12 protein-coding genes, 1 tRNA gene and 1 pseudogene are annotated in these 16,152 nt (G+C 29.5%); 11 read left to right on the top strand and 3 right to left on the bottom strand.

The genetic code is table 11. The features are described from left to right. Positions 1–182 precede the first annotated feature (182 nt). The 4 genes from EJJ37_RS04865 (at position 183) to EJJ37_RS04850 (ending at position 5,828) form a co-directional block, all read left to right on the top strand. Entirely contained in the window at positions 183–3,245 is a 3,063-nt protein-coding gene (locus EJJ37_RS04865; protein WP_133014537.1) for a sialidase domain-containing protein, read from the top strand. Between the two features lie 227 nt (positions 3,246–3,472). Continuing rightward, on the top strand, positions 3,473–4,105 hold the full coding sequence (locus tag EJJ37_RS04860) for an MgtC/SapB family protein (RefSeq protein ID WP_133014469.1): 633 nt from the start codon (positions 3,473–3,475) through the stop codon (positions 4,103–4,105). Positions 4,106–4,285: 180 nt separating this feature from the next. Beyond that, positions 4,286–5,272 (top strand): Gfo/Idh/MocA family protein, encoded by a 987-nt coding sequence (locus EJJ37_RS04855; RefSeq protein ID WP_133014468.1) that lies wholly within the window; start codon positions 4,286–4,288, stop codon positions 5,270–5,272. 16 nt (positions 5,273–5,288) lie between these two features. Beyond that, entirely contained in the window at positions 5,289–5,828 is a 540-nt protein-coding gene (locus EJJ37_RS04850) for a methylated-DNA--[protein]-cysteine S-methyltransferase (RefSeq protein ID WP_133014467.1), read from the top strand. Between the two features lie 124 nt (positions 5,829–5,952). Here the strand turns inward: EJJ37_RS04850 and EJJ37_RS04845 are convergent, their stop codons facing one another. Continuing rightward, positions 5,953–6,714: a helix-turn-helix domain-containing protein gene (locus EJJ37_RS04845; RefSeq protein WP_133014466.1), complete on the bottom strand. Its 762-nt coding sequence runs from the start codon at positions 6,712–6,714 to the stop codon at positions 5,953–5,955. 156 nt (positions 6,715–6,870) lie between these two features. Here EJJ37_RS04845 and EJJ37_RS20985 point away from each other — a divergent pair, with 156 nt between their 5' ends. Further along, complete coding sequence (locus EJJ37_RS20985; RefSeq protein WP_133014465.1) at positions 6,871–7,437, top strand: sugar O-acetyltransferase; 567 nt, start codon at positions 6,871–6,873, stop codon at positions 7,435–7,437. A gap of 128 nt (positions 7,438–7,565) precedes the next feature. Here EJJ37_RS20985 and EJJ37_RS04835 read toward each other — a convergent pair. Then, positions 7,566–7,648: transfer RNA gene (locus EJJ37_RS04835), tRNA-Leu, on the bottom strand. 166 nt (positions 7,649–7,814) lie between these two features. Here EJJ37_RS04835 and EJJ37_RS04830 point away from each other — a divergent pair. After that, entirely contained in the window at positions 7,815–8,633 is an 819-nt protein-coding gene (locus EJJ37_RS04830; protein ID WP_133014464.1) for a ZIP family metal transporter, read from the top strand. Between the two features lie 77 nt (positions 8,634–8,710). On the opposite strand, the gene eno is transcribed toward EJJ37_RS04830, so the two are convergent. Further along, on the bottom strand, positions 8,711–10,003 hold the full coding sequence (gene eno / locus EJJ37_RS04825) for a phosphopyruvate hydratase (protein ID WP_133014463.1): 1,293 nt from the start codon (positions 10,001–10,003) through the stop codon (positions 8,711–8,713). Positions 10,004–10,377: 374 nt separating this feature from the next. On the opposite strand from eno, the gene EJJ37_RS04820 reads away from it, so the two are divergent. The 5 genes and pseudogenes from EJJ37_RS04820 to EJJ37_RS04800 all read left to right on the top strand — a co-directional run bounded on the left by EJJ37_RS04820 (position 10,378) and on the right by EJJ37_RS04800 (position 16,149). Further along, on the top strand, positions 10,378–11,070 hold the full coding sequence (locus EJJ37_RS04820) for an iron-sulfur cluster assembly scaffold protein (protein ID WP_042396479.1): 693 nt from the start codon (positions 10,378–10,380) through the stop codon (positions 11,068–11,070). Positions 11,071–11,091: 21 nt separating this feature from the next. After that, positions 11,092–12,090, top strand: a complete 999-nt coding sequence (locus EJJ37_RS04815; protein ID WP_133014462.1) for a GGGtGRT protein — start codon at positions 11,092–11,094, stop codon at positions 12,088–12,090. A gap of 214 nt (positions 12,091–12,304) precedes the next feature. Further along, positions 12,305–13,535: pseudogene (locus tag EJJ37_RS21205) on the top strand (IS91 family transposase). Positions 13,536–13,882: 347 nt separating this feature from the next. Continuing rightward, a complete protein-coding gene (locus tag EJJ37_RS04805) occupies positions 13,883–14,689 on the top strand; it encodes a hypothetical protein (protein WP_133014461.1) in 807 nt (268 codons plus the stop codon). A 5-nt stretch (positions 14,690–14,694) separates the two neighbouring features. Continuing rightward, a complete protein-coding gene (locus EJJ37_RS04800; protein WP_133014460.1) occupies positions 14,695–16,149 on the top strand; it encodes a TnsD family Tn7-like transposition protein in 1,455 nt (484 codons plus the stop codon). Positions 16,150–16,152 lie beyond the last annotated feature (3 nt).

Genomic DNA, 16,152 nt, shown 5'->3' with positions numbered 1-16,152 from the left:
AATATAAAATATATTATAATACTTTTGATATATGAGAGGAAACTTATTTACTATATTAAATCGCAATATACTTATAATAAATCGCAATTATTCACAACAAGCATAAAAACTATACAAAAATTGGAAAATATGTAATATAATTAAGTGTGATTAGAAAGTAGGTATAAAAGGGGGAAGTATTTATGAAGAGAAAGAAAATTGCTGTATTAATTACGGCTTCGGCCATAGCATTTAATACAGTTAGTTCTCTATCTTATGTAAACGTATTAGCTGATGAGATGCAAGAGTTTAAAAACTTAATAATTGAAGAGGAAATTCCTCAAAATCAAATGACAGCATTAGCTAGTTATGAAAATACAAAGATAAGTAATAATAATGGAATAGATATATCTAGTGATGTTGAAAGTCTTAAAAATTTAGAAAGTGGTACAATAATTTCAAGGTTTGATACTAGTAAAGGTGATATTCAATCATTAATTAGCATTGGAAATAATACTGTTGCTAATGGACATTTTCATCTTTATGTAGCTGATAATACAGTTGGATTTGAAGTAAGAAATCAAAGTGGAAATGTAGCTACTGGAAAGGCTTCAGCAGTTTTAAATAAAGGGATAAATACTGTAGCTTTAAAAGTTACAAGTGGGGAAGGATATAAAATTTTTATTAATGGTAAATTAGCTGGAGAAATTAAAACTACTGCCGCAACATTAAGTGCTGGAGTAGTTGGTGTTAATAACGTATTTATAGGTAAAACGGATAGAGCCTCAGGTAATGAATATCCTTTTAATGGATATATTGATTTTATAGATATCTATGGGGAGGCTCTTTCAGATAAATATTTAATAGATATAACAGGACAAACAGTATTACCGTCAGAAGAAGAAATACTACCAGAAGGTATGAAAACAGAGCCGATAGATTTATTTAAACCAGGTGATTTAGGATCTCAAAACTTTAGAATACCTGCATTATTTACAACAAAGGATGGAACTGTTATAGCATCAATTGATGTTAGAAATAAAGGTGGCGCAGATGCACCGTGGAATGATATAGATTCAGCCATAAGGAGAAAAACATTAGGAGGAGAGTGGGAAGAAGCTCAAAAGGTAATAGATTATCCTAATGGAGCATCAGTTATTGATACATCATTAACACAGGATGAAGAAACAGGAAGAGTATTCTTATTAGTTACTACATTCCCAGAGAATTACGGATTCTGGCAAGCTGAGGCTGGTAGTGGATATACAGAGATTGATGGAGTTAAATATAGATCCTTATATGACGCTTCAGGAAATCTTTATACAATAAGGGAATCAGGAAATGTTTATGATAGTGAAGGAAATATAACAAATTATAATGTAAATGTTAATACTATGGAATTAACTAAAGATAACAATGTAGTAGGTAATGTTATGACTGCAAGTTGTGAATTAAAGGTTTATGGTACAAGTTATTTAAGTTTAATATATAGTGATGATGATGGTGCTACTTGGAGTAAACCAGTAGATATAAACTCAGATATCAAGGCTGATTGGATGAAGTTCTTAGGAACTGGACCAGGATCAGGTATTCAAATTAAAAACGGAGAATATGCAGGAAGAATAGTATTCCCAGTATATTATACAAATGGAGCAGGAAAGCAATCAAGTGCAGTTATTTATAGTGATGATCATGGGGAAACATGGAATATGGGTGAGTCTCCTAATGATGGTAGAGATTTGGGGGATGGATCCTTTGGAGATTCACAAACAATGACTGGTGGTCTTGAGTTAACTGAATGTCAAGCAGTTGAAATGCCTAATGGACAATTAAAGCTATTTATGAGAAACACTGGTTCATATGTAAGAATAGCTACAAGTTTTGATGGTGGAGCAACTTGGGATTCTGAAGTTTATGAAGATACAAATTTGCCAGAGCCATATTGTCAATTAAGTGTTATGAATTATAGCAAAAAAATAGATGGAGAAGACGCTATTGTATTTGCTAATCCTAAAGGAGCTGGAAGAACAAATGGAACAGTAAGATTGGGTATTATAAAACAAAATGGAACTCATTCTAATGGAGAACCAAGATATGAATTTGAATGGAAATATAATAAATTAGTTAAAGCGGGTACTTATGCGTATTCATGTTTAACAGAGTTACCAAATGGTGATATTGGATTATTTTATGAGGGAACAGATAATAAAGAAATGTCTTATATAGAAATGTCGCCAGAATATATTAAGTTTGATTATGAATCATCATTAGAAGAGCTTGTAGCTCCAGGTAAAATAGAGTCAATAGAGTTATTAGATGGTAAGAATAGTTATACTCCAGGAGACAAAATAACTGTTAAGTTATCTTTTGATCAAGCTGTAAGCTTAATTGGTAATAAAAATTTAATATTAAAGATTGGAGACAGCAAGATAATATTAAATCCAATATCAGAAGGTAATGCAAGGGAGTTTAAATTCGAAGGAACACTACCAACAACATTAAGTGAAGGAACATTTAGTTTAGTATTAGAGTGCAATAATGATATTGAAATATTAAATACAGTTGGTAAAAATACAACTTTAAATGGGGATATAGAGTTAGGCAATAGTATTACAATAAATAAAGTCATAGATAAATCAGATTTAGAAAACTTAATTAATTCAGTTAATGCATTAAATAAAGAGGATTATACAGAAGAAAGCTGGAGTAATTTAGAAGCTATACTCCAAGAGGCAAATAAAGTATTTGCAGATGAAAATGCAATGCAAGAAGAAGTAGACTCTTCTTATAATACCTTATTAAGAGCTTATTTAAGCTTAAGATTAACTCCAGATAAGTCTTTACTTGAAGGATTAATTAAGGAAGTTTCAAGTATTGATTTAAGTAAATATACAGCTAAAAGTGCAGAGGTAGTAGAAAAGGCTTTAGAAGATGCCAATAAGGTATTAGCTAATGAAGAAGCTACTGAAAAAGAAGTAAATATAGCTTTAGAAAATCTTAAAAATGCTAAAAATTCACTAGTTGCATCTTCTGATTCAAACTCAAATACTAACTCGAACCAAAATTCAAACTCAGATTCAAATGCTAACTCAAATTCAGCAAATTCAAGTAAAAATAATAATAAAGGTTCAAGTAACTCAAGTACTGGAAATTCAACTACAGGTAAATTGCCACAAACAGGAACAGCAGGTGTTGCAGGAACATTAATTAGTGGAATTGTTACTTTACTTTGTGGATTAGGATTAAGTAGGAAAAAGAATAATTAATAAGTAATAATAAAAAGGGTCTTCTAATTGTTAGAGGACCTTTTATTATTATATGATTTAAGATAAGAGTATATTAGGAATCTGTAACAAAAAAATATAAATTAAAATATATGTAAATATCCCTTGTTTAAAATAATATTATAAAGTGGGGGTGTTTTTATGGGGTAAATGATATAGTAATATATTTAGGAGAGTTAAATTTTATTTCAATATTTATTAGAATTTTGATGGCAATAATTTTTGGTGGAATAATTGGATATGGAAGAGAAAGAGAAAGAAGACCAGCAGGACTTAGAACACATATACTTGTATCTATTGGAGCAACTCTTGCAATGACAACTAATATTTATATGTATGAAATGTATAGCATATCCAGTGATCCAACAAGACTAGGAGCCCAAGTTATAAGTGGAATTGGTTTTTTAGGGGCTGGTACCATTATAGTTACAGGTAAAAATAAAGTAAGAGGATTAACAACAGCTGCTGGACTTTGGGCATGTGCATGTATGGGACTAGCTATTGGTGCTGGATTTTATTCAGGAGCAATTATAGGATGTTTATTTATAGCATCAGTTACAGCGGTACTTTCTAAGCTTGATAAAAAAATTAATAGAAATTCTAGAAATATTACTATATATATTTTAGTTAATTCAACTAAAGCCGCATCTAAATTATTAGAGGATATACAAAGTGCAAATGTAAAGATTAGTGATATAGAAATAAGTAATAATAATGTATCATCTAATGATTTAATTGGAATTTTACTTGGACTTAGAATATCAGGAGATATTTGTCATAATGATTTTATAGAATCTATTACTAATAAGAATGAAGTGATTTTTTTACAAGAAATAAATTAGAAGAAAAAGATGGAGAAAAGGAACTTTAGTTTTAAAATAAAATTAGTATGAGATAATGAATATAGATATTATATAATAACTGTTGGAAGCTTATTTAAGATAAATTTCCAACAGTTTATTTTATGTTATAATTAACTAAATATTTTACATAAGTAAGGTAAATAGAGGAGGTTATATTAGATGAAGTTAGCAATTATTGGCTCAGGTATGATAGTTAAAGATTTTTTAGAAATAATGCCATATTTAAATGGAGTAGAGTTAAGGGCTATTTATGGTAGAAAAGGTAGTGAAGAAAAGCTAAATAGACTAAAAAGCCAACATAATATTAAAGAAATTTTTTATGATTATGAAGAATTACTTAAAAGTGATATAGATACAGTATATATAGCATTACCAAACAATCTTCATTTTGAATTTTCTAAAAAAGCTTTAGAAGAAAATAAAAATGTTATAGTTGAAAAGCCGATAACATCAAATTATAAGGAGGCTAAAATATTAAGTGATTTAGCAAGAGAAAGAAATCTATTTATTTTTGAAGCAATTACTACTGAATACTTACCTAATTATTTAAAGATAAAAGAATTACTTCCTAAATTAGGAGATATAAAAATAGTTCAATGCAATTATTCTCAATATTCAAGTAGATATAATAGTTTTAAAGAGGGGAATGTATTGCCAGCATTTGATCCAGAGTTTTCGGGTGGGGCATTAATGGATATAAATATTTATAATATTCATTATGTGGTAGGATTATTTGGAAGGCCTAAAAATATTGAATATTATCCTAATATAGAAAAAGAAATAGATACATCAGGAATTTTAATATTAGATTATGATAGATTTAAATGTGTTTGTGTTGGGGCAAAGGATTGTAAAGCACCAATTGCAAATAATATTCAAGGAAATAATGGGTGTATATATGTAGATACACCAGTTAATAGTTGTGAAAATTTAAAAGTTATAATGAATGATGGGACTACTACTGTATTCAATGAAAATAAATATGATAACCGTATGGTTAGTGAATTTATAGAGTTTATAGATACTATACATAATAATGATTTAGAGAGATGTTATAAAATGTTAGATCATAGTTTAATAGTAAGTGAGGTTCAAACTATTGCAAGAAAAAAAGCTGGAATAATATTTAAATCTGATATTAATTAATATAAGGAGATTAAATATGAAGTACTCAACAACTTATTCATCACCATTAGGATTAATAACAATGGTAAGTGATGGAGAAAATTTAATTGGTCTTTGGTTGGAAGGACAAAAGTATTTTGCTGATAATATAGAAGAGTCTATGGTTGAAAATAATGATTTAAACATATTTATAGCAACAAAACAGTGGTTAAATAGATATTTTTTAGGAGAAAAGCCTGAGATTTCTGAATTATCATTAGCTCCCATTGGTGGAGAATTCCGCAAGATAGTATGGGAGATTTTATGCCAGATTCCATATGGAGAAACTATTACTTATGGGGAAGTAGCCAAAAAAGTAGCACTTAAAATGAATAAAAAAAGTATGTCCAGTCAAGCTGTTGGTGGAGCGGTAGGACATAATCCAATATCTATTATTATTCCATGTCATAGAGTTGTAGGTGCAAATGGAAATCTTACTGGATATGCTGGTGGAATCGATAAAAAAATAAAGTTACTTGAACTTGAAGGATTAGAAATGTCTAAATTTTTTGTGCCTAAAAAAGGAACAGCGTTATAGTTTAAAGTAGAGAAGAAATTTTAGAATGAGTATCTCAGATAAAAAATCTTCTCTATATTTATTTAAAAAATATTTTAAATAATATATTAAGTATATTTGTTTATTGTTTTATTTATCAATTATATTACTTATTATTTTGTCTAAAGCTATTTCTAAAAAATAGTTTTCGATACTCTTTAGGAGTATATCCAGTTTCTTTTTTGAAAACTTTAATAAAGTAGCTTTGTGAGCTAAAAGCAAGATATGAGCTTATTTGTGCGTAATTATATTCAGAGTATTTTAACATATTTTCCGCGGCTTCAATTCTTTTTTTTCTTATATAATCTGAAATTGGAATTCCTACTTCTTTTTTAAAAAGTATAGATAAATAATTAGAATTTAGTTTTACATGATGAGCTAAGGTAGATACTGTAATAGTATCGTATAGATGTTCATATATGTAATCCATTATTTGAATAATAGGTTTTGAATAAATATTTTTTGTTGAGAGTTTATTAATTTCAGTGGTAAAATAAGTAAACATATCTGTATGAAGTTTTTTTACCTCATCAATAGTAGTAAGCTTATCCATAGTATTTATATATAAATCACTAGAATTATAGGCTGTTTCAGAATCCATACCTCCTTCAATAGCAAATCTTGTTGCCAGTGTAATAGAAGCTACAAATAAATATTTAATGTTACGTAAAGGATCATTTGAAAGATAGCCTGTAGTAGGGGAGGAAAACATACGGATACTTTCTTCAATAGCATCAAAATTACCTGTTTTTAAGTATTCATATTGAAGCATTTCTTCATCATAGTAGTGATGTCTATAATTATTTTCTCGATTTAAAAAGCTCATATAATGTAATTGCTTTTCTTTGTTTAAATTATTTATATTCATAAGATTATATAATCTCCTTTTTCAATAAAAAATGCAGATTAATTTTATCATTAATATAATGAAATTACTATAATTTTGAGATTTATTTAGTTAGTATATAGGTGAATATAAAAATAAAATAAGGAAAGTTAACGCAAGAGAATGGAGGGTAATAAAATGAGAGAAATTGAAAAATTAGATGCTGGTCTTGAATATTGCTTTTTTGACAGTGAAGTAGCTGCTAGAAAGGAAAATGCGTTAAATGGATGTAAGAGATTTAATAGCATAGATCCTTCAAATTATGACGCTCAGCTTAAGGAAATTAAAAATTTATTTGGCTCTATAAAAGAAAAGGTATATATACAACCTAATTTTAATTGTGATAATGGCAAGAACATTCATGTAGGGGAAGATTTTATTGCAAATTATAATGTCACAATTTTAGATATTGCGCCAGTAAGAATCGGAGATTTTTGTATGATAGGGCCTAATACTATTATTACAACGGTAGGGCATCCATTATCTCCTAAAAAGAGAAGAGAAAAAATTGCTAACTCTAAACCAATAACTATTGGAAATGATGTATGGATTGGTGGTAATTGTACAATTTTGCCAGGGGTTAATATTGGAAATAATGTAGTTGTAGCTGCTGGTGCTGTAGTAACAAAAGATGTTCCTGATAATTGTATTGTTGCAGGGGTGCCAGCAAAAGTTATAAGAAATTTGGAAAATGAGTTAAATTAATAGTTTAAGGGATAGTTTTAATATTTTAGAAAAGCTTATAACGAGTATATGAAGAGAAATAAAAGTAAAAAGCCTTAATATTACGGAAACGAGTAATATTAAGGCTTTTTACTTGTTAGATATATAATTGGTGCCGGCAGTGGGAATCGAACCCACACGGTTGCCCGCATGATTTTGAGTCATGTGCGTCTGCCAGTTCCGCCATGCCGACATAATTAATATATTTATAATGTTAACATATACCAGTTCTTATGTCAATAAAAAAACATTATTAATAGTAGTATTTTATGGAAAATATTATAGAACAATTTGTAGGAATTTATCATATATTGCTTATATAATGATAGAACTACGTATAAAGAAAGGAATACAAAGGTATGGAGTGGTTTATGGGATTAAGCCCTATAGTACAAGGTTTGGTTGCTACAATATTTACATGGGCAATAACGGCATTAGGTGCATGTTTAGTATTTTTCTTTAAGACTGTTGATAAAAAGATTTTAAATTGTATGCTTGGTTTTGGGGCTGGGGTCATGGTAGCAGCAAGTTTTTGGTCATTATTAAATCCAGCAATAGAGTTATGTTCGGAATTAGGATATAGTCAAATTATACTACCAGCTATAGGATTTTTTGCTGGAGGAATATTTATAATATTAGCAGATAAAATGATGGATAAGTATTCTTATGGTGTAATAACTGAAAATGATGAGATAGCAAAAGATTCAATAGTACAAAAGTATAAGAAGAGTATATTATTAGTAGTTGCAGTTACTCTTCATAACATACCAGAGGGATTAGCAGTAGGAGTGGCATTTGGAGGCGTGGCAGCTGGAATACCATCTGCATCAATAGGAGCAGCTATGAGTTTAGCTTTAGGTATAGGACTTCAAAATTTTCCTGAAGGTGCAGCAGTTTCTTTACCATTAAGGAGAGAAGGATTATCAAGAGGAAAAAGTTTTTTCTATGGTCAAGCATCTGGTATAGTGGAGCCAATTGCTGGAGTTTTAGGTGCAATAGCAGCCATAAGTGTTAGAAGTATGCTTCCATTTTTCTTAGCTTTTTCAGCAGGAGCTATGGTTTCAGTTGTAGGCTCAGAGTTATTACCAGAGGCATCTATTGAAAATAAGGCTTTAACAACAATAGGATTAATACTTGGATTTATAACTATGATGATTTTGGATGTAACATTAGGATAGGAAAATATGAACAAATAGAAAAAGGATGACACTAGTAAATGTGTATCATCCTAATTACATAGATAAACTGAAAATAATTATTTTATATTAAAGAAAGCTTTTCTTCCTCTATATTCAGCAACTTCACCTAATTCTTCTGAAATTCTGATAAGTTGATTGTATTTAGCAACTCTTTCAGATCTTGCAGGAGCACCAGTTTTAATTTGGCCAGCATTAACAGCTACAACTAAATCAGCTATTGTAGTATCTTCAGTTTCTCCAGATCTGTGAGAAATAACTGCAGTATATCCAGCTCTATTAGCCATTTCAATAGCATTTAAAGTTTCTGTTAAAGTACCAATTTGATTTAACTTAATTAATATTGAGTTAGCAACACCTCTTTGGATACCATCTTCTAATCTAGAAGTGTTAGTAACAAATAAGTCATCTCCAACTAATTGAACTTTATCTCCAAGTCTTTCAGTTAATAGCTTCCAACCTTCCCAGTCTTCTTCAGCCATACCATCTTCAATTGAGATAATTGGATATTTATTAACCCATGCTTCTAAGAAATCAACCATCTCAGCTGCAGTTAAAGTTTTTCCTTCATGTTCTAAAACGTATTTACCATCTTTATAGTATTCAGAAGATGCAGCATCTATAGCTATAAACATTTCTTTTCCAGGTTCGTATCCAGCTTTAGTTATAGCTTCTAAGATAACTTCAATAGCTTCTTCATTTGATTTTAAGTTTGGAGCAAATCCACCTTCATCACCAACTCCTGTTGAGTATCCTTTTTCATTTAAAGTTTTCTTTAAAGAGTGGTAAACTTCAGCGCAAGCTTGTATAGCTTTATCAAATGAATCAAAGCCTACAGGCATAACCATAAATTCTTGTAAATCAACAGAGTTATCAGCATGAGAACCACCATTGATTATGTTCATCATTGGAACAGGTAAAACTTTAGCATTTACCCCACCAACATATTGATATAAAGGAAGGCCTAAGAAGTTAGAAGCAGCTTGAGCTACAGCTAAAGAAACTCCTAATATAGCATTAGCACCTAAAGAACCTTTATTGTCAGTTCCATCTAACTCGATTAATTTCTTATCTATAGCAGTTTGATCAAATACATTAAATCCTACTAATTCTTTTGCAATTACTTCATTTACATTTTTTACAGCAGTTTGCACACCTTTACCCATGAAGTAATCTTTATTTCCATCTCTTAATTCTACAGCTTCATATATACCAGTAGAAGCACCTGATGGTACAGCAGCTCTTCCTACAGTTCCATCTTCAAGAATAACTTCAACTTCTACAGTTGGGAAGCATCTTGAGTCTAGTATTTGTCTTGCAACAACATTAATTATTTCAACAACATTTTTCATTTAAAATCCTCCTTAAATATAAGAAATAACTATATGACAAAGAAAATCATAAAATTAATGATAAACATTATCAAATATTTGTTTAATTATAGCAAAATGTATAAATAAATGGCAAGGCAATTGAGAATAATTATCATTTTTATTATTAAAATGTTTACTTAAGATAATTTTTGGAAAAAACAGCAATAAATTTTAACAATATGATAAAAAAATATCATTTTCTTATTGTTAGAGATTGATTCATCTGTTATTATATAAAAGTAGGATGGATTTATTCCCAGCGGGGTAAATCCTGACCCAGTTAAGTACAGCCTATTTATTACAGAGTATTTAGGAGAGCTATAACTAATATTAATTAGGGAGGAATCAATATAATGATGTATTCAAAAGAAGTTGAAGAAATGTGCGTTGTTGCTAAAGGCGCTAATCATGCATGTGCTCCAATTCCAGTTGAAGGAAAATGGGTACAAGCTACACAAATATCAGATATTTCAGGGTTAACTCACGGAATAGGTTGGTGTGCACCTCAACAAGGAGCTTGTAAATTAACTTTAAATGTTAAAGGTGGAGTTATCCAAGAAGCATTAGTTGAAACAGTTGGATGTTCAGGAATGACTCACTCAGCTGCTATGGCTTCAGAAATATTACCAGGAAGAACTATATTAGAAGCTTTAAACACAGACTTAGTTTGTGATGCTATAAATACAGCAATGAGAGAATTATTCTTACAAATCGTATACGGAAGATCTCAAACTGCTTTCTCTGAAGGTGGACTACCAATCGGAGCTGGTTTAGAAGACTTAGGTAAGGGATTAAGATCTCAAGTAGGTACAACTTACGGAACTTTAGAAAAGGGTCCAAGATACTTAGAAATGGCTGAAGGATACATTACTAAAATCGCATTAGATGAAGATAATGAAATCATCGGTTACAAGTTCGTTCACCTAGGAAAAATGATGGAAATGATCGGTAAGGGAATGGATGCTAATGAAGCATTAGAAAAGGCTGCAGGTCAATACGGAAGAGTTGCTGACGCTGTTAAATTAATCGATCCAAGACATGAATAATTTGTAAGGAGGAATTTTGACATGGCATTATTTGAAAGTTATGAAAGAAGAATAGGACAAATCACTCCAGTTTTAGAAAAGTATGGAATGAAAACATTAGAAGATGCTAAAGCTGTATGTGATGAGTATGGAATAGATCCATATAAAATCGTTAAAGAAACTCAACCAATCGCATTCGAAAATGCTGCTTGGGCATACGTTTTAGGTGCTGCAATCGCTATAAAGAAAGGTTGCACAAAGGCTGCTGACGCTGCTGAAGCTATCGGAGAAGGATTACAAGCATTCTGTATCCCAGGTTCAGTTGCTGACGATAGAAAAGTTGGTTTAGGACACGGTAACTTAGGAGCTATGCTTTTAAGAGAAGAAACTAAATGTTTCGCATTCTTAGCAGGTCACGAATCTTTCGCTGCTGCTGAAGGTGCTATTAAAATAGCTGAAAAAGCTAACAAAGTAAGAAAAGAACCATTAAGAGTTATCTTAAACGGTCTTGGAAAAGACGCTGCTAAGATAATTTCAAGAATTAACGGATTTACTTATGTTGAAACTAAATTCGATTTCTTCACTGGTAAATTAGAAATAGTTAATTCAAAAGCTTACTCTAACGGACCAAGAGCTAAGGTTAACTGCTACGGTTCAAACGACGTTAGAGAAGGTGTTGCTATAATGCATCACGAAGGTGTTGACGTATCAATCACTGGTAACTCAACTAACCCAACAAGATTCCAACACCCAGTTGCTGGAACATACAAAAAAGAATGTGTTGAATTAGGTAAGAAATACTTCTCAGTTGCATCAGGTGGTGGTACTGGAAGAACTCTTCACCCAGATAACATGGCTGCAGGTCCAGCTTCTTACGGTATGACAGATACTATGGGAAGAATGCACTCAGATGCTCAATTCGCTGGTTCTTCATCAGTTCCTGCTCACGTAGAAATGATGGGATTAATCGGTGCTGGTAACAACCCAATGGTTGGTATGACAGTTGCAGTTGCAGTTGCAGTTGAAGAAAACGCTAAATAATATAATTTTAAGTGTTTAATTATAAAAATTTTCGAAAGTTATAAAAAGTTTCGAGAAAGTAGAGTCTCATAAGAAATTGTAATGATTTCTTATGAGGCTCTTTTTGAAGTATAGGAAAGTATAAAAAAATTTAAAGGCTAAAAGTTAGATAATATCTAACTTTTAGCCTTTAAGTATATTAAATTAATTCACTATAAATTAGAAGGTTTAACAGATGAAAAAAGGCAAAATAAAAATGATATTAGAAGATCATTAGAATGAATTTTTAAAGGTATATAAAAATAAAATTAGACCTAATGTTAAGAAAGAAGTAGAAAAAGTTTTAAAATGTAAAAATACAAAATATGGTGTTATTAAATTGAAGTGTGATAATTGTAATACTACAAAGAAGATTGGATTTACATGTAAAAGTAGATTCTGCACTTCGTGTGGAAAGATTTATACAGATAATTGGATTGATAATATGTTAGGAAATTTAATAAATGTCAAGCATAGGCATATAGTTTTTACTATACCAGAAGAGTTAAGAAAGTTCTTTGGAGTAGATAGATAAAGGCTTAAGATATTACCGAAATGCACAGCTAGAGCTGTTACGAGTTGGATGCATAGTTTAAATAAAAAAGGAAGAATTTACACCGGGAATAGTAACTGTAGTACATACATTTGGAAGAGCGTTAAAGTGGAATCCACATGTACATATGATGATTACAGAAGGTGGAAAAGGAAAGATAACCGAATGGAGACATATAAGATACATATCTTATTAATCGCTAAGAAAAAGGTGACAAAAGGTTTTATTAAATGAAATAATTAAAATAAGTGGAAATACAAAAGAAATGAAATTGCTAAAAAACAAACTTTATAAAAAGAAAGATAAATGATTTTATGTTCATGCTAAGACGGAGATAAAATCAGCTAAAATAGCAGTAAAATATGTAGAGAGATATGTTGGAGTTCCTGCGATAGCGGAATCAAGAATACTTAAATATGATGGCAAAAATGTAACTTATAAATATACTAGACATGAAGATAATAAGGTTATAGTTGAGACTGTGCATGTATATAAGTTTATAAAAAGGATAATAAGGCATATTCCAGAGAAGAATTTTAAAATGATAAGATATTTTGGAATATATTCTAGAAGGAGTAAAGGAAAAGTTAATTTTATAAAAATGATAGATAAAAGGATATTAACTATAAGAAAGTCTATGGCAAGTTGGGAAAATAGAATATTAGCTATAGCGGGTGGTAGATTCGTGTAAATGTTCTAATTGCAAGAATAAGATGAGATTTCATGACAGTGTATATCCCGAGTATGGATCAATGAGAGAACGGTTAAGAATAAAAATTATATCAGAAAATGAAGAAAAAATGGAAGAAACTATAAAAACTATGCTATCATCAAATATATATTAGATGGTAAAATAATTCCGAAGACAAAGTAGTTGGAGGAGATAAAGTAAATACAGAAGAAATAATATATATTTGTACTAGTTGTGGGCTTAAAGAGAATATACCTGAAGAAGTGATTGAATACTTTGACGAGATGGATCAAAGCGATATTAATGAGCCGCCATGCTTTTCATGCGAAACGTGAGGGGGAATAATGAGACCTAAAGAATTTACTGAGATATACGGAATAAAGTATTAATTAATAGGAAAAATATAGCATAGAACCGATGTTGGTTCTATGCCTTTTAGAATACTTAAAATTAAATTCCTGAAGGGAGCGTGGCGCAAGGCACTTTTTTTATTACTTTAATTAATACAGTATCTATACCAGTAATTCTAATTGGTATTACCACTTTTTGAAAATGAATTTAGACAAGCAAGAAGAAGTTGCGGACAAGGTAATATATTTTGGAATAGGCTTGATAATAATGAAGAGTTCACAATGTTAGTTGAAGGTTTGTGGGAGTATCAGAGGGTTAAGAACCCACAAAAGTTAAGTAATGATATTATTAATTCTCTTTATGAGGAAAGCCAAGGAATTATAGATATTGTTTTAAAGTTATTTTTTATGGCTCAAGTAAAGGCTATTTCTACTAATAAGGAGATTATAGATATTAAATTAATAAAAAAAGTAGCGAAAGAAAACTTTAAAATGTTGAAACCTATGCTTAATGCATTAAAAAATGGAAAAGTTAATGAATTAGCTAATTTTGATGATATTATGCCATTAAATATAGATTCTTTTATAGAAAAAGAGAAAAAATCATTAGAATTTAATGAAAAATTAGAAAGTTTAAAGAAGGTTAAGAGTGATATTAAACAGAAGAACTTAAATGATTTAAAAGAAGAAGTAGTTATTAAATTACTAGAATTAGGTTATAAAGATAATGAATTTAATGAATATTTAGAAGGAGTATTATCTATAGGTGAATCAAATGTGAATAGATTGGTTAGGATTATTATTGATTTAATAACAGGAGATATAAATAGAAGTAGTAAAGTAACTAAAACAAATAAGAAAATCTTTAAAGAAGATGATATTAGAGGTATTGCTAAAAGGGCAAAAGATGAAGATAAAAGTATATATGAAAAATTGAAAGAGGTAGGATATATAAAAAAGTTAGATGATTTATTGCAGGAGGTGTAATAGCAATGATATATTTTTTTCCTTATATATATGAAGATGAAACTTTTTATAGTTTAGTAAGTAGGTATAGAGTTTGGAGTGGTAATACAAACTCTAAAGCTTTATTAAGAGAGCTATATGGGAAGGTAAGTGTTACTGCTAGTAAACATCTTCCTTCAAATTTCATAGATTTGAAAAAGAATTTACCTTTAAATTATGAAGTAAGTATAGAAGAATTTATTAATAAAACTACATTATATAAATATTATTTAGCCTTTTCAGATTATGAAAGGACTAATATTATATTTGAATTAATGAAAAGTGGGGATGGGTCAAGAATTTTTTCTACACTAGGATTATCTAATAATAATATGAGTAATAAGAATAATTTAAAATATTGTAAAGAATGCATTAGAGAAGATAAAGAAAAATATGGGGAGGCATATTGGCATAGAGAACATCAAATATTAGGCATATTAATTTGTGATAAGCATAAGATTTCACTTTTTGAAGTATTAAATGAAGAGGTTAAGAATAGACAGGAGTTTATTAATATAAATCACTTTAATTATAAAGCTAAAGAAATTGTAGTAGAGCTTGATGAAGAAATTATAAAAAAGCAGATATCTTTAATAAATAATTCGAGGTATCTTTTAAAGGATTTTTATATACATAAAAATAAGGAGTTTTTTAGAGATTATTATATTAATAAATTGGTTATGTTAGGAATTGCAGATGGTAAGCATAAAGTAAATCAAGATATATTACACCAAAAGTTTATTGAATTTTATGGACATAAATATTTACAGTTATTAAATTGTGATGTTTCAGTAGGAGATAATAATAGTTGGTTAACTAAGATAACAAGAAAGCATAGAACTTTTTTTCATCCACTATATCATCTGCTTATGATTGATTTCTTAGGAATAGATATAAAAGAGTTATTTAATAGTAGGGAGTTTGACTGTACTTTCAGCAAAAAGATTAAGAAAGATATTAATGAAATTAATTTAAAGAGAGAAAAATGGCTGAATTTTATAAAAGAAAATCCACACTCAACAACTACTAAAATAAGAGCTTTTGATAGAGGTGTATATGATTTTTTATATAGATATGATAAGGCTTGGTTAAGAGAAAATTCACCGAAAAGGAAAAGAAAACAAGGAAAAAAGAATATTAATTGGAAAAAAAGAGATGAAGAAGTTTTAAAAAAAGTTAAAGATATATTACCAGAACTATTAGATGAAAGTATAAAACCAGTTAGAGTAACTAAAGGATTAATAGGTAGAAAAATAGGTGAAGTTACATTAATTGAAAAGAAATTAGATAATATTCCCAAAAGTAAAGAATTAATAAATAGTATTGTAGAAAGTATTGAGGATTACCAAAAAAGAAGAGTGGTTTGGGTTAGGAATAATTGTTTTAATAATGAAATAGCTACAGAATCAAAAGTAAAAAGGAAAGCAGGCATTAAAATGTAGAAT

Source organism: Clostridium cuniculi, assembly GCF_004353185.1.
Classification (GTDB): domain Bacteria; phylum Bacillota; class Clostridia; order Clostridiales; family Clostridiaceae; genus Clostridium; species Clostridium cuniculi.
Note: the sequence above shows the minus strand (reverse complement) of the source record. Positions and strands in the feature narration are given on the sequence as shown.

Coding starts and splice junctions, on each gene's coding strand:
- EJJ37_RS04830 (WP_133014464.1), top strand. CDS start 7,815: ATGGAGTGGTTTATGGGATTAAGCCCTATAGTACAAGGTTTGGTTGCT.
- EJJ37_RS04850 (WP_133014467.1), top strand. CDS start 5,289: ATGAAGTACTCAACAACTTATTCATCACCATTAGGATTAATAACAATG.
- EJJ37_RS04815 (WP_133014462.1), top strand. CDS start 11,092: ATGGCATTATTTGAAAGTTATGAAAGAAGAATAGGACAAATCACTCCA.
- EJJ37_RS04865 (WP_133014537.1), top strand. CDS start 183: ATGAAGAGAAAGAAAATTGCTGTATTAATTACGGCTTCGGCCATAGCA.
- eno (WP_133014463.1), bottom strand. CDS start 10,003: ATGAAAAATGTTGTTGAAATAATTAATGTTGTTGCAAGACAAATACTA.
- EJJ37_RS04855 (WP_133014468.1), top strand. CDS start 4,286: ATGAAGTTAGCAATTATTGGCTCAGGTATGATAGTTAAAGATTTTTTA.
- EJJ37_RS04860 (WP_133014469.1), top strand. CDS start 3,473: ATGGCAATAATTTTTGGTGGAATAATTGGATATGGAAGAGAAAGAGAA.
- EJJ37_RS20985 (WP_133014465.1), top strand. CDS start 6,871: ATGAGAGAAATTGAAAAATTAGATGCTGGTCTTGAATATTGCTTTTTT.
- EJJ37_RS04845 (WP_133014466.1), bottom strand. CDS start 6,714: ATGAATATAAATAATTTAAACAAAGAAAAGCAATTACATTATATGAGC.
- EJJ37_RS04800 (WP_133014460.1), top strand. CDS start 14,695: ATGATATATTTTTTTCCTTATATATATGAAGATGAAACTTTTTATAGT.
- EJJ37_RS04820 (WP_042396479.1), top strand. CDS start 10,378: ATGATGTATTCAAAAGAAGTTGAAGAAATGTGCGTTGTTGCTAAAGGC.